The organism is uncultured Dokdonia sp. (assembly GCF_937910895.1).
GTDB lineage: Bacteria > Bacteroidota > Bacteroidia > Flavobacteriales > Flavobacteriaceae > Dokdonia.
The window spans coordinates 1-26,667 of the sequence record NZ_CALEMI010000128.1 but is presented as its reverse complement, the minus strand read 5'-3'; the positions used below and the strand labels follow the sequence as shown (position 1 = coordinate 26,667).

General features: G+C 34.0%; 29 protein-coding genes. 13 read left to right on the top strand and 16 right to left on the bottom strand.

From position 1 onward, the window contains the following. Positions 1–107: 107 nt before the first annotated feature. The 5 genes from Q0505_RS15505 to Q0505_RS15485 all read right to left on the bottom strand — a co-directional run bounded on the left by Q0505_RS15505 (position 108) and on the right by Q0505_RS15485 (position 3,936). Positions 108–1,286: a class I SAM-dependent methyltransferase gene (locus Q0505_RS15505; RefSeq protein ID WP_299214731.1), complete on the bottom strand. Its 1,179-nt coding sequence runs from the start codon at positions 1,284–1,286 to the stop codon at positions 108–110. Further along, positions 1,286–2,374, bottom strand: coding sequence for an AI-2E family transporter (locus Q0505_RS15500; protein WP_299214728.1), 1,089 nt, complete (start codon positions 2,372–2,374; stop codon positions 1,286–1,288). Before Q0505_RS15500 ends, Q0505_RS15505 begins: the two co-directional genes overlap by 1 nt. A 61-nt stretch (positions 2,375–2,435) precedes the next feature. Continuing rightward, positions 2,436–2,942 (bottom strand): TrmH family RNA methyltransferase, encoded by a 507-nt coding sequence (locus Q0505_RS15495; RefSeq protein WP_299214725.1) that lies wholly within the window; start codon positions 2,940–2,942, stop codon positions 2,436–2,438. Further along, complete coding sequence (locus Q0505_RS15490) at positions 2,935–3,288, bottom strand: hypothetical protein (RefSeq protein ID WP_299214722.1); 354 nt, start codon at positions 3,286–3,288, stop codon at positions 2,935–2,937. The genes Q0505_RS15495 and Q0505_RS15490 overlap by 8 nt, the downstream gene beginning before the upstream one ends. Positions 3,289–3,291: 3 nt before the next feature. After that, entirely contained in the window at positions 3,292–3,936 is a 645-nt protein-coding gene (locus Q0505_RS15485; protein WP_299214719.1) for a DUF4159 domain-containing protein, read from the bottom strand. 191 nt (positions 3,937–4,127) lie between these two features. Between Q0505_RS15485 and Q0505_RS15480 the strand changes: the two genes are divergently transcribed. Both Q0505_RS15480 and Q0505_RS15475 read left to right on the top strand, forming a co-directional pair. After that, positions 4,128–4,475, top strand: a complete 348-nt coding sequence (locus tag Q0505_RS15480) for a hypothetical protein (RefSeq protein WP_299214716.1) — start codon at positions 4,128–4,130, stop codon at positions 4,473–4,475. Between the two features lie 109 nt (positions 4,476–4,584). After that, a complete protein-coding gene (locus Q0505_RS15475) occupies positions 4,585–5,310 on the top strand; it encodes a thioredoxin family protein (RefSeq protein WP_299214714.1) in 726 nt (241 codons plus the stop codon). Between the two features lie 7 nt (positions 5,311–5,317). Here Q0505_RS15475 and Q0505_RS15470 read toward each other — a convergent pair whose 3' ends face one another. Beyond that, positions 5,318–5,785, bottom strand: coding sequence for a YceI family protein (locus Q0505_RS15470; RefSeq protein ID WP_299214712.1), 468 nt, complete (start codon positions 5,783–5,785; stop codon positions 5,318–5,320). Positions 5,786–5,897: 112 nt separating this feature from the next. Here Q0505_RS15470 and Q0505_RS15465 point away from each other — a divergent pair, with 112 nt between their 5' ends. Both Q0505_RS15465 and Q0505_RS15460 read left to right on the top strand, forming a co-directional pair. Next, positions 5,898–6,293, top strand: coding sequence for a Dabb family protein (locus tag Q0505_RS15465; protein ID WP_299214710.1), 396 nt, complete (start codon positions 5,898–5,900; stop codon positions 6,291–6,293). A gap of 5 nt (positions 6,294–6,298) precedes the next feature. Then, entirely contained in the window at positions 6,299–6,538 is a 240-nt protein-coding gene (locus Q0505_RS15460) for a hypothetical protein (protein ID WP_299214708.1), read from the top strand. On the opposite strand, the gene Q0505_RS15455 is transcribed toward Q0505_RS15460, so the two are convergent. After that, complete coding sequence (locus tag Q0505_RS15455) at positions 6,528–7,742, bottom strand: multidrug effflux MFS transporter (protein ID WP_299214733.1); 1,215 nt, start codon at positions 7,740–7,742, stop codon at positions 6,528–6,530. The two genes, Q0505_RS15460 and Q0505_RS15455, sit on opposite strands and share 11 nt — an antisense overlap. A gap of 174 nt (positions 7,743–7,916) precedes the next feature. Between Q0505_RS15455 and Q0505_RS15450 the strand changes: the two genes are divergently transcribed. From Q0505_RS15450 to Q0505_RS15430, 5 genes are all read left to right on the top strand, one after another. After that, positions 7,917–10,082, top strand: a complete 2,166-nt coding sequence (locus Q0505_RS15450) for a S9 family peptidase (protein ID WP_299214705.1) — start codon at positions 7,917–7,919, stop codon at positions 10,080–10,082. Positions 10,083–10,322: 240 nt separating this feature from the next. Next, complete coding sequence (locus Q0505_RS15445; protein ID WP_299214702.1) at positions 10,323–12,092, top strand: hypothetical protein; 1,770 nt, start codon at positions 10,323–10,325, stop codon at positions 12,090–12,092. 89 nt (positions 12,093–12,181) lie between these two features. Further along, positions 12,182–13,561, top strand: a complete 1,380-nt coding sequence (locus Q0505_RS15440) for a CotH kinase family protein (protein ID WP_299214699.1) — start codon at positions 12,182–12,184, stop codon at positions 13,559–13,561. Between the two features lie 89 nt (positions 13,562–13,650). Then, on the top strand, positions 13,651–14,373 hold the full coding sequence (locus tag Q0505_RS15435) for a DUF429 domain-containing protein (RefSeq protein WP_299214696.1): 723 nt from the start codon (positions 13,651–13,653) through the stop codon (positions 14,371–14,373). A gap of 780 nt (positions 14,374–15,153) precedes the next feature. Continuing rightward, positions 15,154–15,861 (top strand): hypothetical protein, encoded by a 708-nt coding sequence (locus Q0505_RS15430; protein ID WP_299214693.1) that lies wholly within the window; start codon positions 15,154–15,156, stop codon positions 15,859–15,861. Here Q0505_RS15430 and Q0505_RS15425 read toward each other — a convergent pair. Beyond that, complete coding sequence (locus Q0505_RS15425) at positions 15,827–16,600, bottom strand: lysophospholipid acyltransferase family protein (RefSeq protein ID WP_299214691.1); 774 nt, start codon at positions 16,598–16,600, stop codon at positions 15,827–15,829. The two genes, Q0505_RS15430 and Q0505_RS15425, sit on opposite strands and share 35 nt — an antisense overlap. A 289-nt stretch (positions 16,601–16,889) precedes the next feature. Continuing rightward, positions 16,890–17,111: a helix-turn-helix transcriptional regulator gene (locus Q0505_RS15420; protein WP_299214688.1), complete on the bottom strand. Its 222-nt coding sequence runs from the start codon at positions 17,109–17,111 to the stop codon at positions 16,890–16,892. Between the two features lie 137 nt (positions 17,112–17,248). Between Q0505_RS15420 and Q0505_RS15415 the strand changes: the two genes are divergently transcribed. Beyond that, on the top strand, positions 17,249–17,437 hold the full coding sequence (locus Q0505_RS15415) for a hypothetical protein (RefSeq protein ID WP_299214685.1): 189 nt from the start codon (positions 17,249–17,251) through the stop codon (positions 17,435–17,437). Between the two features lie 132 nt (positions 17,438–17,569). Here Q0505_RS15415 and Q0505_RS15410 read toward each other — a convergent pair whose 3' ends face one another. Genes Q0505_RS15410 through Q0505_RS15390 form a run of 5 tightly spaced genes read right to left on the bottom strand, consistent with a single transcriptional unit; the run spans position 17,570 to position 21,894 of the window. Then, positions 17,570–18,070, bottom strand: a complete 501-nt coding sequence (locus Q0505_RS15410; protein WP_299214682.1) for a DUF4365 domain-containing protein — start codon at positions 18,068–18,070, stop codon at positions 17,570–17,572. Between the two features lie 6 nt (positions 18,071–18,076). Then, the gene (locus Q0505_RS15405) at positions 18,077–19,612 is read right to left on the bottom strand and encodes a hypothetical protein (protein WP_299214679.1); all 1,536 of its coding nucleotides are present in this window, start codon (positions 19,610–19,612) and stop codon (positions 18,077–18,079) included. A 42-nt stretch (positions 19,613–19,654) separates the two neighbouring features. Further along, entirely contained in the window at positions 19,655–20,161 is a 507-nt protein-coding gene (locus Q0505_RS15400; protein WP_299214676.1) for an AAA family ATPase, read from the bottom strand. Then, entirely contained in the window at positions 20,145–20,666 is a 522-nt protein-coding gene (locus Q0505_RS15395; RefSeq protein ID WP_299214673.1) for an ABC-three component system middle component 4, read from the bottom strand. Before Q0505_RS15395 ends, Q0505_RS15400 begins: the two co-directional genes overlap by 17 nt. Then, the gene (locus tag Q0505_RS15390; RefSeq protein ID WP_299214670.1) at positions 20,653–21,894 is read right to left on the bottom strand and encodes an ABC-three component system protein; all 1,242 of its coding nucleotides are present in this window, start codon (positions 21,892–21,894) and stop codon (positions 20,653–20,655) included. Before Q0505_RS15390 ends, Q0505_RS15395 begins: the two co-directional genes overlap by 14 nt. 197 nt (positions 21,895–22,091) lie before the next feature. Here Q0505_RS15390 and Q0505_RS15385 point away from each other — a divergent pair, with 197 nt between their 5' ends. From Q0505_RS15385 to sucD, 3 genes are read left to right on the top strand one after another with little or no spacing between them, the layout of a single operon-like run. Then, positions 22,092–23,186 (top strand): aldolase/citrate lyase family protein, encoded by a 1,095-nt coding sequence (locus tag Q0505_RS15385; RefSeq protein WP_299214667.1) that lies wholly within the window; start codon positions 22,092–22,094, stop codon positions 23,184–23,186. A gap of 3 nt (positions 23,187–23,189) precedes the next feature. Further along, on the top strand, positions 23,190–24,350 hold the full coding sequence (locus Q0505_RS15380; protein ID WP_299214665.1) for a malate--CoA ligase subunit beta: 1,161 nt from the start codon (positions 23,190–23,192) through the stop codon (positions 24,348–24,350). A gap of 3 nt (positions 24,351–24,353) precedes the next feature. Further along, entirely contained in the window at positions 24,354–25,241 is an 888-nt protein-coding gene (gene sucD / locus Q0505_RS15375) for a succinate--CoA ligase subunit alpha (RefSeq protein ID WP_299214662.1), read from the top strand. Positions 25,242–25,275: 34 nt separating this feature from the next. Here the strand turns inward: sucD and Q0505_RS15370 are convergent, their stop codons facing one another. Next, positions 25,276–25,623, bottom strand: coding sequence for a hypothetical protein (locus tag Q0505_RS15370; protein ID WP_299214659.1), 348 nt, complete (start codon positions 25,621–25,623; stop codon positions 25,276–25,278). Beyond that, on the bottom strand, positions 25,624–26,667 hold a 1,044-nt coding region (locus Q0505_RS15365), incomplete at its 5' end, for an aminomethyltransferase family protein (RefSeq protein ID WP_299214656.1).

The following is a 26,667-nucleotide window of genomic DNA, read 5'->3' as shown; positions in this document are numbered from 1 at the left end:
ACATTTTACACTGAAAAGATAAGATTCAATATAGATTTAGAAACAAAAACCTCCGAGCAAAATGCTCGGAGGTTTTTGTTATAATAGGTGGTTTGTCTTTTCTCTAACTATATTTTATGACAAACTAGTACCACCTTTTTTTCATCAAGCAAGGTGGTAAAGAATAGGTAGATTTCTCCACCATCTTTAATCTTAAATTTGTTTCTAAGGGTTATCACAGATTCTTTAAAATTACGTGTAGTGATATGTGCTTTATCGATCGAAAGTACTTTTTTAAGTTGCTTGTTATACGGAAGTATATTGTCAATTTTAAAAGATCTTCCTGGAAATGAAATAGGCGTATCACTTGTGTAAAGCTGGGTATGCGTATGTAATTTGTCTATTTTATACTGTTTGCTTATCCAATTAAAGCCTCCTGATTTTAATAAGGATGCATTAGGTTCATATAGGTATGTTTTCGGATATTCGTACGTAGCTTTTGATTCATAGAGCTCTTGAAGTGTAAAAGACACCTGATCTGAGGTGTCTCCATGACTATTTACCGTATAAATTTCGAGATTTTGACATTCTTCTTGTTCCACACGCCAAAGTAGTTCTTTGACTTCGTTTTTTATGGCAACGATATGTATTTCAGAAACATTCTTAAGTTCTTTTAGCCCAGCAGTAATATCTAGTAAAGGTGCCGTCTTTATCCACAGTGTAGTGCATTTTGAAAGCAACAAATCGATATTTTCTGCTACATTGGGCAAACAATCTCTAAGCATAAATACTTTGCCTTTGGCATCCGTACGTCTACCTGGGTCTACATACATCATATCATAAAATACATCGCTATTGGATAAGAACTCAATAGCATTTGCTGTAATACAAGTCACATTTGAAACTTCTAGTGTTGCTAAGTTCGCTTTCGCGAAAGCGGACACCTCCTCATTCATCTCAATATGTGTGACTTGAGACGCTACTTTTGAGAAATAATAACTATCTACACCCAAACCACCCGTGATATCAACGATAGCATTTCCTTTTAATAAATGCGCCTTATACTGAGCCGTGGTTTCTGATGATGTCTGTTCTAGATTGACTTTAGGAGGAAACAAAATGCCTTTGGTACTGTACCAAAGAGGTAATTTTGATTTGATACGACGTTTGCCTTCCAATTGCTGCGCTAGGTCTTGTACCGTAACTTCTGGAAACGGACTCCCTTTTAGAATAAAAGTCGATAGGGGAGTTGCGGTGTGTTCTTCTAGATATTCCTGAACATGAGGCAGTAACAAGGCTTGATTCATTAGAGATCTTTAGTCAGCTTTTTAACAATTTTTATGTCAGGAGTAAATTCCTTTGCAATGACTTTAAGTGCTGTATATACAGGAATAGCGACGATCATACCGACGACACCAAATAAAAGTCCAGCAATAATGATGATCAAAAAGATTTCTAAAGGATGAGATTTTACGCTATTGCTAAATATGAAAGGTTGGCTTATAAAATTATCTATAAGCTGAGCAAAGAGATAACAAACCATGACTTTGATAGTCGTAGGAAGTATCACTAATTGAAAATCATACCCTAAATTACTTGACATTGACAATACCATCATAATAACGCCAGCAACTAAGGGACCTACATAAGGAATTAAATTAAGTAAAGCGCATAAAAAAGCGATGACAATGGCATTTTGAATATTAAAAACCAGTAAAATGATCGTGTACAGTATAAAAAGCACTAAGATTTGAAGCAAAAGTCCTAAAAAATAACGGGATAATAAGTCTTTGATTTTATTAAAGGATTGTGTTGCGCGGAATTCGTTTTGATCTTTAACAAAAGTCATCACGCCTTGGTGGAGTAGGGCGCTATCTTTTAATAAAAAGAAGGTGATAAAAATAACCGAAAATAAACCAATACTAATAGATCCTAAAGCACCTAAAACACTATTTAATAAGTTAGGGATGGCTCCAAAACTAAAGGTAGACCCTAAATCCATGCTTTCTAATGTCTTAAATAAATCAATATTTCTATCAGAAAAATAGGTATTGACTTGATTGAATAAAGAAGATAGATCATCTTTTAAGCTATCAAGGTTGAGTAGTGATAAGTTTCTTCCTTGTTCTGCAATTAACGGAATAAACATCGCCATAATACCAAATAGGAGACTGAAAATAATCACCATCGTAACCGCAACAGCTAATCCATTTTTGAATTTTAAACGTCTCCGTAAAAAACGAATAATAGGTCTACCAATGAGTGAGATAACAGATGCTATAGTGATATATACCAGTACACTACGAATAGTATATAAAAAATATAGCACCAGTGCTATTCCTGCTAAAATTCCAATAGCTCGTAATATTCCGTAAGTAATTGTATTTGATTTCATTTCTATAAATATAGCGATTTGATCAATGTGATATCGGTTTGACGTAAGCTTCTTTTATTTGTTACGATGATCTCAAGGCATATAATGCAATCGCTGTTGCTTGGGCTACATTCATACTACTATTGGCACCATACATAGGAATATGAAGGGTATGCTGTACAACTTTTAAAACAGTATCAGAGATACCGTAATTTTCGCTACCTATAATTAGTGCAATGTTTTGAGAAGTATTATTTCTAAACTCCTGAATGGATGTACTTTCGGATGTGATTTCAAGTGCAATACTCGTAAATGATTGGGCGTGGAGTTCTTCAAGGGTTTTTATCAAACTTTCACTTTCGTGAAAACGTACGATAGCTTGTGTATTCCTAGCAACTTTCTTTAGTCGGTTGCTAGTAACGTCGATCTCTGACCCGTGAAAAATAATCTCTGACACCAGAAACGCATCGGCAAGTCTGAAAATAGCACCAATATTCGCAGGGCCTTTCACTTGGTCGCAAATAAGTACAATTTGGGTAGTGACCGATTTGTTTTGATGATGGTCGTGTGTGAGTTGGTTATTATCCATCAGAAACCATCACTTTATTAAAGGCACTTGCTTTTTTGTCTTGCTCTCGCCAAGCGATAAAGGGAATACTAAATACCACAGAATTAGCCAAAACCAAAATAATTATCGGTACAAAAAGAAAGAGAATTGCAGTCAATAAGATGCCTAATACACCTCCAATGATCAAAATCCAGATATTAGGCTTTGCATGTACGCGGTTAATACGCCGTTTTACGACTGTCCCACATTTTTTGCAACGCTCATTAATAAAGCTTCCTCGTTCTTTTTGAAGTTCAAAACGATTGGTAGCTGTAGTTTTGAAACTGTTTTCTTTTTGACAGGAGCTACAATAATAATAGAGTGTCATGGTCTAATTTTCAAAAGCGTATTTTACAATATTAGCACCCATTTGAAGTGCTTTTTCACGTATAGATTCTGGATCATTATGTACCTCGGTATCTTCCCAACCGTCACCAAGGTCGCTTTCGGTGGTAAATAAAACTACCAATCTATTCTCTGAATACAATCCTAGCGCCTGAGGACGTTTCCCATCATGTTCATGAATTTTAGGAAGTCCCTGTGGAAATCTAAAAGCACTATTAAAAATAGGATGTGACGCTGGTAGTTCTACTAATTCTTGATTTGGAAAGATCTTTTTCAGCTCTTTAGGTAAGTATTCAGACATGCCGTAATTATCATCAATATGCAAAAACCCCCCACTTTGTAAATAGGTTCGTAAATTTTCAGCTTCTTCGTCTGTGAAAAACACATTGCCATGTCCCGTCATATGAATTAAGGGATACTGAAACAAATCAATACTTCCTGGATCGACCGTATCTGGCGTATCATTCATTGCTGTGTTAATGTTTTGATTACAAAACGCAATAAGATTGGGTAGGGAAGTAGGGTTAGAATACCAGTCTCCACCTCCTTTGTATTTTAAAACAGCCAGGTTTTGTGCTTCTATCGTTGAAAAAATGATACACAAGCCTGCTACTAAAAGAATTCTTTTCATAAAAGCAATTTATGCTACTAAAATACAGATAAAACGCCAATCTATACACTCTTTTTTAATTGGAATATATAGGTACTTAACTATTCATTTTGTAAGTTTTTTCGCGAAAGCAGACTCTTGAAACACGATAAAAGGTATAGTACATAATATTTTACTATATTTACAACACCCAAATTATAAATACCTACATGATGAAAAAAGTGATTTTACTCGCATTATGCTGTCTAGCGTACATCTCCGTTCAAGCACAAAGTGTAACTACGGCTGAACAAATTAAAAAATTAGTGGATCAAAAAGTACAAACAATTACGTCTAAAGTACCCTTTTCTGAACCTCAAAAAGCCTTTTTGATAGAATACCTTACTTTTTCGGCAAAGGAAAAAGCAGGGAATTTTGCAGAAGATTTGAAAGCAAATCCGATAAGAGATGTCAATATGGACACTTTTTATACCGAAGCGCAACGCAAAGTGATACAAGATGTTAAATCACAAGATTTAAAAAACAATTTGCTACCTACGGATAGCACGACAAAGTTTTAAAGAAGATTTTCAAATTTTAAATAGTATTGAAACCTGACAATTTTGTTAGGTTTTTTTGTGGCTACTCGTAAGGCTTTGTGTTTTCTATAGACGTAATTATTAAAAAACTATGATTCGTACTTCACTTATACTTATTCTGTTCTTTACCCTTTTACTTCAAACAACGGTAAACGCTCAAAAAAGACCCACAGTCATCGAGTTATTTACTTCACAAGGGTGTAGTAGTTGCCCTCCTGCAGATCAACTTCTAGAACAAATTAAAAAGGAATTTGGAAATGATGTCATCACACTTTCCTATCACGTAGATTACTGGGATTATATAGGATGGAAAGATCCTTTTGCTACAAGGCGGTTTACACAAAAACAATATACGTACGCAGAAAAATTTAGATCTCGAAGTGTGTACACACCTCAAGCTGTGATTAATGGACGTACGCATCATACAGGATCTGATAAAGCTGCTATATATCGTGTGTTAAACGCTGAAAATAAGATCACAAATCCCATAGACTTAACAATCACCAAAACACAAAAAGAAGGAAAAACAATAGCTGTAACTTACGCCTTATCAGAAATAAATACAGCAAATGAACTTACATTTGTAATTGCCATAGATGAGAAAATAACTGCTGTAAAAAGAGGTGAAAACCGAAATAAAACTTTAAAAAATACGCATATCGTCGTGGCAGAGCAAACCATATCAACTCAAACCACAAACGGACAGCTATTACTACAACTTCCTGATTGGATTCAAAATAGCGATCAGCTTTCTGTAATAGCGTATGCGACAAAAGCCAATGTAGGCATTATAGATGCCGTGACTAAAAGACTCTAAAAAAAAATTACTGCGTATATGGAAGAACTATTTTTATAGTTACCTGATTACGTTCCCGTTCATCATACACTTTGATATCGTAATCATGGGTGTTGATAGTAGCGACACCTATTAGGTTTCCCTCACTTTTTGTAAAATCCCAAGCCACATCTTGTGTGATTCCTTTGATGGTAAGTTGTCCGCTTACGCGAAAACCCATAGCGGTAGACTTTATCGTGTTACTTTTAAAATAGAGACGCGGATGTGCTTTGGTAGAAAAATATTTCTCACTTCGCAAATGTCTGTTGCGAAACCAATTGTTGGTATCAAGAGTTTCCGTAGCCACAGACCCACCAATCGTTGACGTTTCTAAAGCATTTAAATCAATACTTCCAGTAAATGTAAAGTCACTTAGTTCGCCATCTACCTCTTTATCTACAAACGTAAAATGGATAGTTGCTTGATCTTCGTTGATCGTAATTTGTTGTGCATACATGAATGTTGAAACCAAAAATAGGAGGGACGCAAGAGACATTTTCATACGAAGGATGTTATTATTGAATTCATAAAAATACTACATTAGAGGTGTTAAACTATAAAATAATAAAATGAAACCTTTTTATATTCTCTTTTTTTGTGTCTTTATAATGTCTAGCTGCACGCATTCTACCAAAGCAGAAATGGCGACACCAGGTGATTTTGCTCATACCGTATATTTTTGGCTTCATCACCCAGAAAATCCAGAAGACAGAAAAGCATTTGAAGCATCGCTTACCAACTTTATAGATCAATCGCCCTATATCACAACAAAGCATATCGGTGTTCCTGCAAATACCAATAGAGACGTCATAGACAATAGTTATACTTATAGCTTATTACTTACATTTAAGGATAAAGCGATTCAAGACCTATATCAAGAAGAACCGGCTCACAAACAATTTATAGCTGAATCCTCTCATTTATGGTCTAAAGTATTGGTATACGATAGTGAGAACATACAGTAACCTCCATGGAAAAGAAGCAACTTAAAAAACAATGGTGGTTGTATGGAAGTGTAGGTGCTTTATTTCTAGGTAGCGGACTTTCGGCTATATCAGAAGCGGGGCATTGGAAACATCAAGATGAGATCTGGTATCAATGGGTAGGCGTAGGCATTTTAGGCATAGGACTTACCATTAGTGGTGTAGTTTTCCTGATCAATGCAGCCATTCTAAAAGAACGTATTCGGAAGGTAGCCTCTAAGAAGTAATGATACCTCTACTTTTAGTATTAATGAAGCGTAGCCATACGATAATTCCAATAGAAACGATGCCTGCTATAGAAAATCCTATAAATACTGGGAGGGAAGATGTTTTTACAAAGCTTCCTATATAAATACTAATCGGTACTGCCATCATCGTAGAGATAAATCCTGTAATCGCTGCTGCCATCCCTGCAATATGCCCTAATGGCTCCATCGCCAGTGCACGTATATTTCCAAAGAGAAACCCTATAGAAATAAACTGAGCACAAAAGAATCCTATTAAAACCCCAATAGGAGGATTGATCCCTGATGAAAATAATAGTGTATATAACAACGCAATAAAAAAGTAGGCAATAATCGAAATGTTGACCAATCGCTTCATACCAAAACGAAGCACCAAAGTTCCATTCAAATAAATGGCGGTTCCTATAGAAAAAGCAGTTGCGGCAAATATATAAGGGAACTCTTCTTTAAGACCATATTGCAATTCAAAAATTTGTTGAGAAGCACTTAAATACACCAAAAAAGACCCTACAATACATCCCGAGATCAAAGTATACCCCATGGTCGTTTTTTGCATCACTACCTCTTTAAATCCATGAATAAAAGAGATTGCAGAGAAAGGAACTCGATTTTTAATGGTGAGGGTTTCTGGCTGTCGTCTCCAAAACCAGACACCAACAATCACACTAAAAAGCACTTGGATATAGAAAATACCTTGCCACTCGTAAACATTCAAAATAAGTTTCCCTAAAGCTGGCGCAATGACAGGAACCAATATAAATACGACAGTAATAAAAGACATAATACGCGCCATATAATCACCACTATACATATCACGTATAATTGCAATGCTAATCGTTCTAGGAGCGGCGAGACCAATTCCTTGCAACACACGACCTACAAGCATAACTTCAAGACTTTGGGCGTACACACATATAAAACTTGCAACAATAAACAGCGTAAATCCCATATAAACAATAGGCTTACGACCGATACTATCCGAATAAGGTCCAAAAAAAAGCGGTCCAATACCCAATCCTAAAAAAATAGCAACCACTAGTAATTGGTTGTCTACACTATCTTTAATACCAATTACAAGACCGATGGTTTCTAACGCAGGAAGCAAAGCATCTAGTGCTAATGCTGCAATGGACATAAGCGAAGCCATCAAAGTGACAAACTCAAATTGGGATCTTTTTTTCACGATGCAAAAGTACTTGTTTAGAAATGGAATATGCTTATAATTTTTTAATTAAAAGTGGTGGTATACGCTTTCGCGAAAGCGTATAAAAACAAATACCTATTCAAAAAGTGATCGGGGTAGTATTATAGTCTAGTGAAATACACCTATTTTTATCACTATTAAAAAATACTTGAACTAATGAACATTCGTATTCTCCTTCTATTCATGGTTATGCTGTCCATAGGATGTAAAAAAGAACAAACAGCAAGTCCCTCAAAAAAAGCAATAGACGCCCCTGTTGCAAAGAAAATAGAAACGGTACTTAAAGAACATGATACGACCCGTATTGATCCGTACTTTTGGATGCGACTATCAGACGATCAAAAAAATGCAACAACGCCAGATGCACAAACACAAGATGTTCTAGACTATCTCAACCAAGAAAATGCCTACAAAGAAACAGCACTGAAGCACACGGAAGCATTGCAAGAAAAACTATACAACGAAATTGTGGGGCGTATAAAGAAAGACGAAACTTCTGTCCCTTACACCTTACGGGGATACTCGTATTACGATAAATATAAAGAAGGGAATGACTATTTAATCTATTACCGTAAAAAAGTAGGCGATAATACACAAGAAGAAGTACTCCTGAATGGTCCAGAAATGGCAGAGGGACATGCATATTTTGGTATGGGAAGTCAACAAGTAAGCCCAAATAACAATCTTCTAGCCTTTGGAATAGATACCGTATCGAGACGTCGCTATAACATCTATTTTAAGGATTTGAAAACTGAAGAAATGCTTCCTGATGTATTAGAAAATACGACAGGCTCAGGAGTTTGGGCAAATGATAATAAAACTATTTTTTACACCCAAAAAGATCCAGTAACTCTTAGGTCTCACAAGGTATATAAACATGTATTAGGAACTCCTCAGTCACAGGATGAAATGGTCTATGAAGAGACTGATGAAACCTTCCGTTGTAGTGTGTTTAAATCTAAATCTGGAAATTATTTGATGATTGGTAGTTTCCAAACATTATCAACAGAATACCAATATCTATCAGCTGATACACCCAATGACTCTTGGAAAACGATTCAGCCTAGAGAAAAAGATTTAGAATATTATGTAGAACATTTTGAAGATCAGTTCTATATGAGAACCAATCATAATGCACCAAATTTCAAGTTGGTAAAAACACCAATCACAGCCACTCTCAAAGAAAACTGGAAGGATATCATTCCACATCGCCCAGATGTGTTGTTACAAAACTTTGTCGTTTTTAAAAACCATCTAGTCATACACGAGCGTATCAATGGATTGTTAGCCCTTCGTGTCATGAAGAAAAATGGGGACGACGATCATTATATCCAATTTAATGACCCAGCGTATGTGGCAAGACCTGATAACAACGTGAGTTTTGATACCAATCTGTTACGCTATAGTTATTCGTCTTTAACAACACCTTCAAGTATCATAGATTACAATATGGATACAAAAACGCAAGAGGTACTTAAAGAGACCGAAGTAGTAGACCCTAACTTTTCAAAAGATAATTATACGTCTGAGCGATTGTTTGCCACCGCTGATGATGGTACAAAAATACCCGTATCTATTGTATATAAGAAAGGATTGACCCTAGATGAAAACACACCTTTATTACTTTATGCGTACGGATCGTATGGTAATAGTATGGAACCTTCTTTTTCGAACAACAGACTAAGTCTATTAGATCGAGGATTTGTATATGCAATAGCGCACATTCGTGGGGGTAAAGAAATGGGAAATCATTGGTATGAAGATGGGAAGCTATTAAACAAGCGTAACACCTTTACCGATTTTATCAATGTAGGAGAATTTCTGGTAGAAGAAAACTATACAAGTCTAGCACATGTATATGCGATGGGAGGGAGTGCCGGAGGATTATTAATGGGAGGAATCATTAATATGAAACCAGAACTTTGGAATGGGGTCGTGGCAGCGGTTCCTTTTGTAGATGTGATCTCGACTATGTGGGATGAAACCATTCCTTTAACCACCTTTGAGTTTGATGAATGGGGAAATCCAAAAGATAAAGAGTACTATGACTATATGATTTCCTACTCGCCTTATGATAATGTAGAAGCCAAAGCCTATCCTAATCTTTTAGTCACTACTGGATATTGGGATAGTCAAGTGCAGTATTGGGAACCCGCCAAATGGGTTGCTAAATTACGTGACTATAAAACAGATGACAATCTTCTTTTGTTAGACTGTGATATGAAGAGTGGTCATGGGGGAGCATCTGGCCGTTTTGAACGCTATAAAAAAACTGCTTTATACTATGCATTTATGCTGGATCTGGAAGGGATTACGGAATAATCATACGTTTTTAAACCAAATACAAAAGGCTGTTTGAAGTATTTCAAGCAGCCTTTTTGTATGAAATGGAGATCTTCTAGTGTTATTGTGTACGCTTTCGCGGAAGCGGACTCAAAAAGAATACAACATAACAGTTTGCCATCTAAATAAGAGGGAATTAAGGGGTGTGTTTTTATTGTAGCTTTCTTTAAAGTAGAAACATATCTTCCCTCTGTCTGTATCTCGTTACTTGGATATAGCATGCACAAAACAATTCAAAAAGCGATTACGACAATTCAAGATATTGTTATTGAGTATCCTGTAACAAAAGAAGTTCTTTGTACTCTATTAATTAACAATCAATCAAAAAGCGTCATGAAATCAATCGTCATTAAATTAGTACTGTTACCCATCTTTTTTTTAATCAGTATTGGAAATCTCTGTAGCCAAGAAGCTTTAACAAGCGAGCAGTGGCAAGCCGACTTAGACTATTTACAAAAACAAGTACACGAGAATCATTCCTATCTATTTAAAAAAATAGACCAAACCACATGGGATGCAGAAGTAGATAAATTACGAGCGCAAATTCCTAGTTTAGCACCTCATGAAGTCAAAGTGGGACTCACCCGTATCGTGTCGCTTTTCGAGTATGGGCATACGCAAGTTCCTTTTAGCACACTTGCCGAAGAAGCAGTTTTACCCGTAAATCTGTACCATTTTGAAGATGGCATATTTATAGAAGGGGTACAAAAAGAAAACAAAAACGTATTAGGCGCCAAACTTCTTAAAGTAGGAGGGATGCCATTAGAAAAGGCCTTACAAGCGATTCGCCCTGTGGTTCCTGTAGAAAATGACAACTTTTTTAAGGCCTATGGACTTCGTTTTTTGACCGTTCCATCTGTATTACACGCGCAAGGAGTCATTCCAGAACTTTCCACAAGTGTTACCTTGACATTAGAAAAAGAAGGGAAGGTATTTGAACATACATTTACAGCTGTTCCTTTAAAAGAACTCTCTAGAGACTATGGATTTACGATTCCTAATGAAACATGGATAAGTGCTCGTCAACAAAATAAAACCCCATTATTCTTAAAAGAATTGAATGAGAAACTTTACTTTTTTGAGTATCTACCAACTTCTAAAATGCTGTATGTACGTCAAAGTTCTGTGTTTAATGATGAAAAAGAAACCTTAGCCGATTTTTATAAACGTCTGTTTGCATTTATCGATGCTAATGATATTGAGAAGTTAGTCTACGATGTTAGATTAAACGGAGGAGGGAATAATTACAACAACAAACCCCTTATCAAGGGGATCATGGCGCGACCTAAAATTAACAAAAAAGGCACGTTTTTTTATATCATTGGACGTAATACCTTTTCTGCCTGCCAAAATTTGACCAACGAAATTGAGAACTATACAGAAGCCATTATCGTAGGAGAGCCAACGTCTGAAAACAAAAACTTTTACGGCGATGCAAAACGTGTGACGCTACCTAATTCAAAGATAAATACTTATTTATCTTATGCATGGTGGCAAGATGTACCGCAGTGGGAAAATAAAGATTGGACCATACCAAATATTGCGGTCGCCATGAGTTTTAATGACTATGTTAGTAATCATGACCCTGTGTTAGAAGCAGCATTGAATTATACAGATTCTGGTTTTATTTTGAATCCTCTTCAACATTTAACCCAATTGTTTACCGAAGGCAATTTTGCACAGCTTAAAACAGATGCTACTAAAATCATTCAAAATAAGGGGTACAAGTATTATGACTTTGAAGAGGAGTTTGGTGCAGCAGGGTATCGTTTATTTTCTATGGGAGAGACGGAAGGCGGCCTTTTTATATTGGAGCTTGTTGCCGAAAATTACCCTACTTCTACAGGAGCGCTGTACAGTCTTGCCAGCGCACAAGAACAAGTAGATCAAGTGGAGAAGGCAAAAGAAAACTATAAAAAGATTCTAGCGATAGATCCCAATGGTACTTTAGCGAATACGGTTAAGAAAAGACTAGAGAAGTTAAAATAGAGATGTTTGAAGCTGTAATAATGAGTACGCTTTCGCGAAAGCGTAATTATCCTTACTTTTAAAGGAACTATTGATTTTAAAACATAACTATGTTAAAGCGACTTTATAGTATAGCATTCTTGCCATATTTCTTAGTACTAGGGTGCACTAATGATCCTGAGGTTGTTGTCGTAGAGACTCCTACAATAGTATTAACAGATATTCCTGTTGCAGACAGGTTACCAGCCTTTCAGATCAATACCAATGGCGCAAGTATTGTTGATGAGCCCAAAATAGATGCTCAATTGGTGATTGTAGAAGCAGGTGTAGAGACACATCAAGGAATGATCGGCATTGAAATTCGCGGTTCGTCCTCACAGCAGTTTCCTAAAAAATCTTATGGATTTGAAACCCGAGACGACGCCAATGAAGATGTAGATGCTTCGTTACTAGGATATCCAGAAGAGGAAGATTGGATTTTGTATGCGCCATATAGTGATAAATCATTGGTACGCAATTATTTGATTTATGAATTATCCAATGATATAGGGCGGTATGCTAGCAGAACAAAGTTGGTAGATGTTTTTATTAATGAGTTTTATAAAGGGACGTATGTCTTTATGGAAAAACTCAAACGAGATGCTAACCGAATAGATATCAATAAATTAAATGATGACGAAAATACGGGAGAAGATCTCACGGGCGGATATATTATCAAATTAGATAAGGCCGATGGTCCGATAGAAAATTTATACACAGACATCAATTCGTTTCCTTCTGAAGTAGCGCCGCCTAATTCGACAGGAGGGCAGCAGATTCATTTTTTATATGACGATCCAGATCAAGACGATATCACACCAGAGCAAAAAGCCTATATTTCGAGTTATGTCACCAATTTTGAAGCGGCACTAGCTTCCGATACGTTTACAGATTCAGCAATCGGCTATTCGGCATATATTGATACAGAGAGTTTTATAGATTTCTTCTTGCTGAACGAATTGTCAAATAATGTAGATAGCTATCGATTAAGCACTTGGATCACGAAGGACAAAAATGAAAAACTAAAAATGGGTCCTATCTGGGACTTTAATTTAGCTTTCGGAAATGCCAATTATTGTGGCGGAGATGCAACAGATGTATGGGCATATCGTTTTAACGAACGCTGTCCTAATGATCCCTTTCAAATTCCGTTTTGGTGGCATCGTTTGCTAGAAGATCCTGCCTTTGTAGCTGACTTACAAAATCGGTGGACGACCTTACGGAGCAGTGTGTTTTCTGATAGTCAACTACAAGAAAAGATAGACGGGTATATCACACAACTGGAAACCAGTGGGTCTGCACAAGCTAATTTTTCTACCTGGCCAGTTATTGGTACGTATGTCTGGCCCAACAATTTTGTAGGCAGCTCTTATGAATCTGAAATAACATATTTACGAGAATGGATCATTGACCGCATGCAATGGCTAGATACGGAGATAGGGAATTTATAATGTTATTTGTAATACATTATGAAAAGATTTAGACGCTCCTGCCTGCCGGTAGGCAAGAGTGCGAAAGAGAAACAAAAGCTACTAAACAAATGATATATGGAGGGATGGATGGTTGTAAGCGTGGGTGGCTACTCGTTTATTATGCTGAGAATCAATATCAGTATAAGGTGCTCACCAACGTAAAGGACATAGCAACTCTAAACTTCCCAAAGAGTCGAATCCTAATAGATATTCCTATAGGGTTGACCTCCGAGAACTTTACGAGAACTATTGAGTCTTCCATGCGTGCTGTTTTAGGAAACTGGAGCTCCACCGTATTTAATGCGCCTGCACGCGCCGCAACCAAAACAAACGATAATACCGAAGCCAGAAAAATAAATATAGCACTCACAGGTAAAAGCCTTTCTGAGCAAAGTCTCCATATTATGCCCAAAATAAGAGATGTGGACGAATTTTTAAGAATAGAAGACTTTAAACAAAGTGCGCTGGAGATGTATGAAAGTCATCCTGAGATTTGTTTTAAATATCTTGCTGGAACTATACTGCAAACAAAAAAGTCAAAACCTGAAGGTTGTGCAGAAAGATTAGAACTTTTGATGCGCTATGATACGGATGTAAAAAAAATATATGATGAAATATGTGTAGAAGAGTTACGCAAGCATGTAAAGAAAGATGATATTCTAGACGCACTATGTTTATGCGTTGTAAATAGGCTCGCAGGAAATTCTAAGCTACGTATATTAAAAGATAAAAATGATAAGGATGAAAACAATATAGCTGTGGGCATTGCATATTATGAAGGGAAGTCATAGTGATCTAGAAATATTCTATTTGACATAATATAAATTATAGTACATTTCACAACAATTAGCGGAATAGCGCTTTTTCGCGCTATTTGACATAGTTACAGATATAAGGTCGAAGACTTATATCGATAGTAATTATGTCAAGCTCATTGTGGCTATGTTAACTAGATGATCATTTTGCTTCTTAACCCAGCCACATCAACTCGCAGCTATACTAATTCCTCCACTGGAGCAATTAATATAGCTCGTGTAAAATACCCCAGAAGCATTTGTTTTCATAAGATTAATTGGAACTTGGGTCTTTAAATTAATAAGCGGTTTGCTTCGCAGCGTTTAAAAAACATTTGTATCTATAATTAGCCGTGGCGTCTGTACTGAGCTTGACGAAGTATAAAATTGCCATTGCCGCTGCCTATGCGCTCGATTGCTTTTTTAAAATAATTATGCTATCGCATTAATTTTTTAAAACACAATTTCCAAACGCATAGCCACCGCCAAACGAACTTTCCGTTAAGAAAATGTCCTGTGGACATTTTTAGGAAGTTGCGAGATGATGTGGTTGGAAAACCTTTTAGAATGATTCAAAATTCGCGTATATGATAATAATCCTGCAAGATTTTTTTCTACGGCATTCTCGTAAGCTAGTCACAACAGCTTAAAATTTCTCTGTGAGTAAATTTCTAAGCCCTTGTTCAATTACGTCTTCTATTGAAGTTCTTTTTAGATTATGCATTTAAACATTACGTGAAATAGAAATTGATTTTTTTATATTTACTATCTTTATTTATGGAATTAAAAGATATTACTACTAAACTGGAAACCATTGGTAAGTCAATGGAAACAAACTTAAAATATCAAATCTTAACCGTTGGATTATTCTTTGCCATTAGTCAAGGAACTTATGAAGAAAACGCAGTATCAATTTTAGGCACAAAAATTCCTGTCGATATATTATTAATAGCTTGCCCAGTAATATTCATTTATCTTCTATCTCGATTTGCGATTGACACTTCCTTCTTTTTTGTGACAAATAATCTTTTGGTAAATAAAATTAACCTTAGCGATATTAATGTAGATGAATTTCGTATTCACTATCCAATGTCATTATTTGTTACTCTTACTTTGAGCACAAAACTTACTAAAGGTCGAGGAAGGCGCTTATTAAATAGGTTTTTATCCACTCTTATTTTTATTATTCCTGGAATTAACGTTGGAATTGGTTTTTACATTTTGTTAAATTATATGGCCAATCAGTATAAAATGCTCTTTTGGATATTCCTTATTATAGGTTTAATCATTTTTGCAACTGTTCTTGGAATTGCTCTAGTAAGAGAAAGAAACATATACTTAAGATATATTCATATTCCTATTGCTGTTTTTCTAGCTTCTATAGCAACGTTATTATTCTTAAACTATAATATGTCATTATCAGACATTATTACTAATAAAAAAGAAAAAACTACTCAAGTCTGTAAGTTTCCAAACCATCATTAATAGTTTTTTTGACATTAAAAACCACTTCGTTAATATCCCTTCCTTCTATTCTATCGTGATAAGTAATATTTACTCTTGTAGTTAAATTGCCAAATGTTCTAAAAAAATGTGGAACAAAACGATCTTTACCTATCCAATAATTTGATTTATCATTATAATCAATTGAAATTGGATAGATAGGAATACCTAGATTATATGCGGTAACTATTGACCCATTTTTGGTTTTTTTTAGCTTATCTCCTATTGTAGTTGTGCCTTGTATAAAATTGAGTATAGATTTTTTTTCGATCAAAGCGTTTTTAATTTCGTACAATCCTTTTTTTCTATCTATCGAGCTAAATCTACCAATGAAAATGGTGCCCGATATACCTGCAACATAACCTATTATAGGCCATTTTCTTACTTCTTCTTTGCTTACAGCATATACTTTATTTTCACTCAAAATAACAGTTGCATCAATATAACTCCTATGATTAGAAACTAAAAGACATTGTCCAATTGGAATCTCTCCTTTTCTCGAAACTCTTATCCCTAATGCCCAGTTCGCAAACTTTAAAAGAAATGTTCTATATGAAATACCCCATATAGGTTTGACGTCTTTTGATAAAGCCCAACTAACTATTATGAACAGAAAACAAAACGTAAAACCTAAAATTATGAACAGAATTAATCTTATTGATCCAATTATTAAACTTATTAGTTTGTACATTTTACTATTGATAATATTAAATAAGTTCACATTTCTTTTTTTCTTGATAAAAAAAGAAACAAAAAAATCAAGGCTGCACAAAACTTTGGAAACAATGTACGGCTCAATCGCTATATTTTAGAAAGCATTGGAACTCGTTAAGATTCCTTTGAATCTAGCCTTAAACTTTGTTGTTATTAAGAATATGTATTGCTAGATCTCTAAAATATGCACGCTCATTCGCCTATTGTTTTAACCAAAGTTTTCTGAGGCCGTTTTAACTACGATTAAACTTTAAAGATATAATCAGATTTTAGGAAATCTATAATTAAAGAAGCTATTAAACTTCATCTTTTAATTTAAGGTCTTTACAGACTTGTTTAAATACTTCACAAGGATCTACGTCAATAGCTAAAGCAATTAGATATAATTCATCTGCTCTAAGCTTAGTACGGTCATTGTTTGCTAGTTCACTAAGTCTCGTTTTACTTATCCCCGTTTTTCTGGAAACATCGGAACGATTAACTGATTTTCTTGATAGGAATAATCCTAATTCGGTCATTATTGTCTGATTTTAAGAACATAAATTTACATAATAAGATAAATTATTCCGATTATGTGAACTTTAAATTTATATTTTATCCGTAATTATGTATATTTGTTCTGATAATCGGAATAATTAATCCTAAAACAAGAACAATGCCAAGTCCAAGATATACAAAAGCAGATTTAGAACAGATTGTTTACACACAATTAGAGAACCTAAATGCCATTCATGATCTATTACGTATTATGAAAATGCAAAATGAGCTAATTGAAAATGCTAATAAGAAATTAAAGGATGAAGTATTGGATTTTAAGAAACGTGTTAATTATGGGGCAAAATAACTGATTAAGATTACTTTGAAGTTATTGTATAACCAGAACTATTAAGAAACTTTATTACTAGACCTCTAGAATATGGAAGCTCATTCATTTATTGTTTTACCAAATTTTTCTAAGGCCAAACACGACAAATATTTAACCCCTACGCTGTTTTATCTTTTCTTTAATTTTTTCTCCAGCACACAATTTAAAATCTACTATTTCCTTTATATATGATTTGACAGTTTCCCAATCTATTTCTGTAATCTTATTATTTTTAGGAATATTAATGGTAAACGTTTTTTGATTTTGATTAGGTGTGGGAATCTCACTCATTAAAATCCAATAACCTTCCTGTTCCTCTTCGCAATATTTTACTAACATAACAACGTGAAGTCGACTTTTTAAATAATTGTATGTGGAAATTTTTAATTTAGCTTTTTCAAAGTCGCCTTTAACTGATTTTTCAGAAGCCTTTAATTGAACATCGAAGTCATAAGCAGGATGTTGGTCTTCAAACACATTAATTATTAAATCAACACCATAATCTTCGGAAGGTATAGTTAAAGTCCAGTTCTGGGGAATATTATTCTCGAAAAAAACTCTTGAATTTCTTTCAAGAACTCTATTCCTGTCTCTTACCGGTTTTTTAACCATAAACAATTAGTTTAATAATTCCCCGTTTTCCTCTGAACTATCATTTTCGTCCAGAAATATGTCTCCTTCTATTTTCTGGTCAGTATCAAATTCATCAAATGGCGTATTAAGGTCTGTAGGATTTAATGCGTCATCGATAAAACCAATATCGGTTCCAGGAACAATTGCATTTGTAGTATAGTGTTTAATTATAAACGGCTCCAAATTAGGTAATAAACTAGTTGGCAAATCGTTATCGACAACAAATACTTGAAAACTTTCCTCATACCTTTCACTTAAATTCATTAAATATTTATAAAGGTTTTCATATTTAGTAGAATCATTCATTCCCTCATTGATATCCTCTTGTGTATTAGTGTAAACTAAATCCTTTTCTTTCGTTTTACCTATATATTTTGCAATTGTATCAATCATTAAAAATGATGGATAATTTGAAGTATTATTTATTGCATATTCCAATAATGTCAAATAATACCCAACAGAACTTAATGTACGTACACCTCCAGAAGTGATATTTTCATAATTGCGATTTCGTATAATAGGAAGATATGTTTTTGGAGATATTGCAATATTTTGAACATTTTTCATACCAATAAATCGAAGAAAATTTTGCAAATCATCTGCTAATTTCGAGAATATAGAGTCTAAGGTTGGAGCTGATTCTTTTAAAACTTTTAAATCCTCATTATACTCATCAATAGTATTTTGAACTCTTATCAATTCAGCATCAATTGTAGCTTGTTGATTTCTCATCTTGTAAAAGTGTTTCAAATTTTTGATATCACTTTTAATTCCACCAATTTTGGATGTAAGACTATCTCTTTGACTAATAAAAGGAGTAACTAATTCTTTTGTTTGTTTGTCGAATTGTTCTCTTAAATCATTTAATTTGATAATTTTATCTTTTACTTCACCATCAGCTTTAAGAATAACATTTTTTAGATTTTCATAGATATCTCTTAAATCCTTTTGTCTTCTTCTCAAACCATTTAATTCAGCTTTTATTGACTGAGAGTTTGAGTTTATAAATTGATTTTTCAGCAAGCTAATTTTTATTGTTTGCTCACATACTGGACAACTAGTATCTCTATCCTCTATTCTTGGGAATTTCTCTAAAACCTCAATTGTGCCTTTTATTTTTTTAATGTCGTTTGTGTACTCATTTCTCAATGCGATATTTTGTTTCAATTCCTGTTCTCGAACCTCTCTGTTCGTGGACATTTCGTAAATTTCCTTTTCAATTAATTTTATCTCATTTCTTACATTATCCAAGTCTGAGTTATCAGACATTATTTCTGAATCGATTTTGGCAATACTTTCCGCTAATTTTATGAGTTCAATTTCCTTTTCCTCTTTCTTTTCCAAAATCCTTTTAAGAGAATCTATTTCTGTCTCTCTCAAGAATGAAGAAATTGCGGTATTTTTTTTATTTAATTCATTTCTTTCTTTATTCTTTTCACTTATTATTCCTTCAAGTTGAGTTATTTGGGTGTCAAGTACATTATACATCAACTTAAAAGTTTCTTTAAGTCTAGCAATCACAACATAGTTTTCTCCAAGAAGAAATTTACTTCCTACTCTATCTTATGTTAGATAGTTGTATTTAAAAATATCACGAAAACTCAAAGACTTCATTTTTGAATCTTCTTTTGATGGAGATTCTTTAAGTTTAACAACTGGTATATTCATAGAATTAAGCAAGAACTCTGAAAAAACACCGTCCTCACTTACTTTCTTATAATTTGGAGAATAATACTTTGGAAAACAATCTTCAATTTCATCATAAGAACTTTCATAAACTTCAATATCTGCTAATGAATTAAATATATCTCTCTTAATTGTGTACTTTGTACCAAGAAGTAAAACTTCTAAAAGACAATAATTTCCTGCTATTTCAATCTCATCATAAAGGTCGAGAGAGCTTGCTCCTAAACAATAGTTAACCAAATTTAAAATACTTGATTTGCCAGTATCAGAATCCCCGTAAATAATATTTAGTCCATTTCGAAAACTAACTTTATAGTCTTTTCGACGTCCGACTAAATAAAGGTAGTTTACAACCAGTTTTGGGGTTTTAATTTTTAATGCCATAACGTAAATAAGGTGCTACTAATTGATTTATTTTAGAATAAGGGAGAGTTGTCAAAGCACTCATTGATTCGGTTATTTGTTGAATGCGCACAAAGTATCCTTCTGTCAAATCATTGGCGTAAGCTTTCCCTTGTTCTGATAAATAATAATATATCTCAAAACCACTTCCAATCTCAATTTTTACAAAATCGTACCCAATCAATATGTTTAATAATGTTTTTATTTCTTTGAAATCAAATCGTTGACCGCGATTCGGAAATAGAGCTTCAATGGAATATTTTTCGGCGTTATTCAAACTAACTAGTTGTTTATCCTTCAAATAAAGTATTCGATTTAATAGGACTGGATGTTTGAGCAAAAATTCAAAAATTGAAATTTTCTCTAAAGTCAAAATTGGAATCTCTTTTTTGTTTAGAGACAACTCGTTTAATAAGATAATCAGTTTGCCTAACCTCAAGTTAACTTCAAAATCTGGTATGTATATCGGGAGTTTATTTAGTTCCATCCTTATCTTTTGAAATTTTCTCTCTGAAATCCTCTAAATCTTTTGCATTATTATTTATAGCCCACCAAATCTTATCGTCCGATGATGCGAGCTGTTGTAGCATTCCAAATTTTTGGAGAGCTTCAAGTGGCTTATGTAAAGTGCTTAAATAATTCTTGTCTTCAGTCAATATTTTTTTGTGAACTGCAGTAACCAAGGCATCAGGATTCTTATGCTTACCACTCAATAATTCACCAAACTCAAGACCGTATAGTTCTTTTACTTTTGCATACAAGGACTTTAATTTATCTACTTTCACACCTAAAGCAGTCAACTTTCGTATAGTAAATTCTGCACTATAAAATGCAACTTTTGAACTATCAATTAACGTTTCATGTACGTCAGCAAGTAGTAATTTTAGGACAAAAACTTCATTATTATATTGCCCTTTATCTACAAACTCTTCGACATTATCAATTGCTTCAATATTTAAGTTAGTTAAAAACTCTTTAAGTTCCTTGACCATTGCGTGAACAACGACGTCCTCGTCATTATCTGGTACTATTATACTAAAATGGTCATCATCAGAATATATTGGCTGTTGTTTCTCTCTATCCAATGCAATTCCTGAGACTTCCGGGACTATATCATCACTTAAACCTTGAATGTAAAACCTCTTTGGTAAATTCGTGCATTGAACCCATTCAGAATTTAATTTTTGAATATTATAACTCAAAGGAGCTAAATCTTCAACTTGACAATTTGAAATAATTTGTCTTCCAAATGTTGCCAAATCACTACCAGAATGGGGTGTAGCCAATGATATATATAGTTTGACCTTGGAAGTAGTATTTTGGGCTATGTCATCTAAAACGAACCTTTTAGCTACTAAACCACCCATACTATGGCCCACTAAAACAATATTCTCATATTCATCACATCTATATCTAATTTGAGTAGATAATATTTTTCCAATACTTTCTATTGGTAAGGTTTTAACTGCTTTTTTTTTACCAAATAGACTTTTATCTAGTCTGCTTAGTTTTGGAAAAAACTCTAAAAGCTTTGTTTGATATAAAAAAAGACCGAAGTCAAAATTTTCTTTTACTTCAGAACTTTCGAGAATGGATTCAATTAATGTTTTACTACCACCTTGTTTTACCCATGTTTCTTCATTTCCGATAAAGCCATGAATAAATATGACTATTGTACTAACAGGATTACTGTTTTGGTTTATTATTTTAATCATGCTTGGTTTAAGAGCTTAAGTTTTGTGAACATAGATAGCAGTCAAATATAAATAATTTTAATAACTATCCATTTACGGATTCCCGTAATTAATTGAAAATTAGAATGATTAATCTTGTTATATATAAATATACCTTCTAATGGGTATTCTTTATTAACTATTATTAATAGAAATTTATATCACTAAATATAAATATCATGAAAAAAATATTTTTACTATTAATTCCTATAATATTTATGAACTGTGCTACTGTTTCTTTTTACAAAAATGAGGATCTTACACAAGAAACTGGTTTAAAATTTTACCATTCAAAACCCTATTTACTGGTAGAAAAAAGCCCTCAAAAAGATATCAAAATCAAATCTACTATTATTTATTTACCAGATTTAGAAAATCCAACTTATGCAGAAATTAAACCTGGTTTTGGAAGTTCTGATTTAAAGCTTGATTTAGAAAATGGAGTTCTTAAATCATATGGTTTCACTTCGGATAACAAAATTCCAGAAACAGTCGGAGCATTAGCTGGTTCTCTTACTAGTGTCACTGGTGCTTATAAAACAATAACTGAAGCAATAGGAATTTTAGATGGAATTGATAATTCTCAGGAAGAAGAAACTGAACAACAATCCTCCGATGCGGATAAAGTTAAGCTATTGCAAAAAATTGAGCCAGATGTAAAATTGACAGTGAAAGACTTAAATAAATTGAAAGTTACTGAACCTTCTGATATAGCATTAAGGGATGCAGTCAAAGCTGATGTTTCTACAATTGTTCAAGAAATAGGCAATTATGACCCGAGTAAAATAAAAGAAATAGCAAAAGGAAGTGAGAGGCTAGAAGCATTACATTTTGGTGTTGCAGATTATGCGGCTAGTTTAAGAGCCAGAACAGTTGTGATTGGTGGATTAAACCCTGATTACCCAGGAGATCAATGGCATCACGGATTATCAAAATTAGTTATGACTTGTAGAGCTTACGGATTAAGAGCAATCGACGGACCATTTGGAGATTTCAATGATCCTGAAGCTTACATTGCTGCAGCAAAACGTGGGGCAGCAATAGGCATAGAAGGTAAGTGGGCAATACATCCATCACAAATTGAATTAGCTAATGATGTTTTTTCACCACCTGAAGCAGAAGTAAATAAAGCAAAAAGAATTTTAGAAGAATTAGATAAAGCAGCCAAAGAAGGTAAAGGAGCTGCTCAACTTGATGGTAGAATGATTGATGCAGCATCAGCTAGGATGGCAGACAATGTTGTTAATATTGATAAATTAATAAATAAAAAATAAGTTATGGATATACACGAGTATCAAGCAAAAGAAATTTTATCAAATTTTGGAGTAACTATACCAAGAGGCGGCATTGTTTATAGTCCTGAGACCGCTGAAAATAAAGCAAGAGAAATTGGTGGATCGAAGTGGGTTGTTAAAGCACAAATTCATTCAGGTGCAAGAGGAAAAGCAGGAGGAATAATTATTTGTAATTCTCCTTTAGAAGTTGCTCAGGCAACAGACAAATTGTTGGGCAAGAAACTTGTAACAAATCAAACAGGACCAGAAGGTAAAATAGTAAATAGAATTTATATTGAAGAAGCAACAGATATTGAAAAAGAATTATACCTTGGATTAGTTTTTGACAGAAGTTCAGAGAGCATAATGGTTGTAGCTTCAACAGAAGGAGGAATGAGTGTTGAAGAAATAGCTAAAGACAAACCTGAATCAATCATTAGATCAAAAATTGAAGTTGCAGTAGGTATCCAAAACTTTCAAGCAAGAGAACTTGCATTTGGATTGGGGATTGAACCAGAGTTAATCAGAAGAGCCTCAGAGACAATCATTGGATGTGCTAAAGCATTTAGTGAATTAGATGCTACAATGGTTGAAGTAAACCCATTGGTCATTTCAAAACAAAAACAAATTTTAGCTTTAGATTGTAAAATGAGTTTTGATAATAACGCAATGTTTAGAAGAGATAAAGTTTCTGAATTGAGAGACAAAACACAAGAGGATGAAAAAGAAGTTTATGCTTCTGATAGAGGTTTAAATTACGTAAGTTTGGATGGAAATATTGGAAATATTATTAATGGCGCTGGTTTAGCTATGGCGTCTATGGATATGATTAAACTAGCTGGGGGAGAGCCAGCTAATTTTCTTGATGTTGGTGGAGGGGCAACTCCTGAAAAAATAGTTAAAGCTTTTAGGCTAATTACTATGGATAAAAAAGTAAAAGTAATTCTTGTTAACATTTTTGCAGGTATTAATAGATGTGATTGGGTTGCAGAGGGAATAGTTCAAGCACTTGAAAAAATAGAAATTAAAGTTCCGTTAGTAATTAGATTAGCTGGAACAAATGTTGAAAAAGGAAATAAAATTCTTCAAGATAGTAAATTAAATTATATTGAAGCAAATACTTTAGAGGATGCCGCAAATAAAGCAGTTGCAGCACTAAAATAAAAAATGGCAGTAATTATTCAAAAAGATACAAAAATTCTAATCCAAGGTTTTACAGGAAAAATGGGAACCTTTCATGCCGAAGAAATGATAAGCTATGGATCCAATGTTGTTGGAGGAGTTACACCGGGTAAGGGTGGTCAAAAACATTTGAATAGACCAGTATTTAATACAGTTAAAGATGCTGTACGAGAGACTGGAGCTACAGCATCAATATTATTTGTTCCCCCAGCTTTTGCCGCAGACTCTGCAATGGAAGCAGCTGATGCAGGAATAAAAACTTGCGTTGCTATTGTTGATGGAATTCCCTCACATGACATGATTAGAATTAAAAGGTATATGCGAAGATATTCGAGAAAAGAAAAAATGACTCTAGTCGGCCCGAATTGTGCTGGAATAATAAGCCCAGGTAAATCAATGTTAGGAATTATGCCAGGACATATTTATAAAGAAGGTAGAGTTGGAATTATTAGTAGATCTGGGACCTTAGGATATGAAGCGGCACAACAATTAAAGAATTTAAACATAGGAATTTCTACAAGTGTAGGTATTGGAGGAGATCCAATAAATGGTAGTTCTTTCAGAGATATTATTGAAAAATTTGAAACTGATGACGAAACGGATGCAGTCTTAATGATAGGTGAAATAGGTGGACCACAAGAAGTTGCAGCAGGAGAGTTTGCAAAAGAAAATATGAAAAAACCAATTATTGGCTACATAGCAGGCTTAACTGCTCCAAAAGGCAGAGTAATGGGACATGCAGGTGCAATAGTTTCAGCTTATGGAGAGAGTGCAGTTGAGAAGGTAGAGCTTTTAAAAGAATGTGGTGTAACGATTTCTAAAAACCCTTCAGTTATGGGTGAAACAGTGAAAAAAGTCTTAAATAGTAAATAAATTAATCCTATAAAAAAACAGGTATACGAAATATTTAAAGTTCTAAACTTTTTAACTTTTTCATATATTCATCAAATTCTTTAACAAATGTATCTGTTGGTTTGATGTTTTTTTTTCTTTGATCTGTTGATGTTTTTTCTAGATAGAAAAAATTATTTTCACAAGCTTCATTAATTATTAATGCAGATTTAGGTCTAGAAGTTTTGAATAACTTAGTTTTAAGTTCCTCTACTGATAATTTTTCTCCTTGTTTAAATGAATTCATAACCAATAACATCATATGATAATGTGATGGAGATTTTCGAAAAAAATAATTACTAGAACTATGAGAGCGTCTCACTTGATCTTCCCAAAATTCTAATAAATCTTTTGTTCCTCTCATTTAAGCTCTCACTTTAGATTTTGTTGGGTCATAAAAAGGAAAAGATACAACTTTTGCGCCAATTCTTTTTTGATGACCATCTAATTTTCCAATTTCAACTTCAGTTCCAACCTCAGAATACTTTATATCTAATCTACATAAAGCAATATTTTTTCCAAGTTTAGGCGATAACATTCCACTAGTTATTACGCCAATTTGTGCACGACCAACGTGAACACAATCACCATGAGCAGCTGGTTCGTGACCAACAAGTTCTAAGCCTACTAATTTTTTTTGAGGGTTTGCTTTTCTTTTTATTAATTCTTCTTTGCCAATGAAATCATCTTCTTTAGTTTTAAGGGGAACGGTAAAACCAATTCCAGCTTCAAAAGGATCTGTTTGATCATCAAATTCATATCCATAAAAAATAAGTCCAGCTTCAATACGAACCATATCTAAAGCTTCCAAACCTAAAGGTGTGATGTTAAATTCTTTTCCAGCTTCCCAAACTTTATCCCAGACCTCCCCAGCATCTTTTGGATGACACCAAATTTCATAACCAAGTTCACCTGTATAACCCGTTCTTGATATGACAATAGGTGTTCCTGTTTCATGATCTATTCTTGCTATATTAAATCTAAACCATTCAAGTTCACTAATTGATGGTTGGATAGGAGCAGTCCAAACAAATTTTTCTAAAATTTTTCTACTATTTGGTCCTTGAACAGCAATATTATGAATATGATCTGTTGCTGATTTAATCCATACCTTGTAGTTTTTCTTTTTAGCTTGTTCTTTTAACCATTCGCCACTGTATTCATCTCCACCAATCCATCTAAAATTATCCTGTCCAAATTTGAATAATGTACCATCATCAAGCATACATCCATTTTCATAACACATCGCAGTATAAACAACCTGACCTACTGATAATTTTTTAATATTTCTTGTTAAAGTGTATTGCATTAAATTTTCAGCATCGGGGCCCAAGATTTCAAATTTTCTAAGTGGAGAAAGATCTGTTGCTATCGCACTTTCTCGACAGGCGTTATACTCTTTTATTGT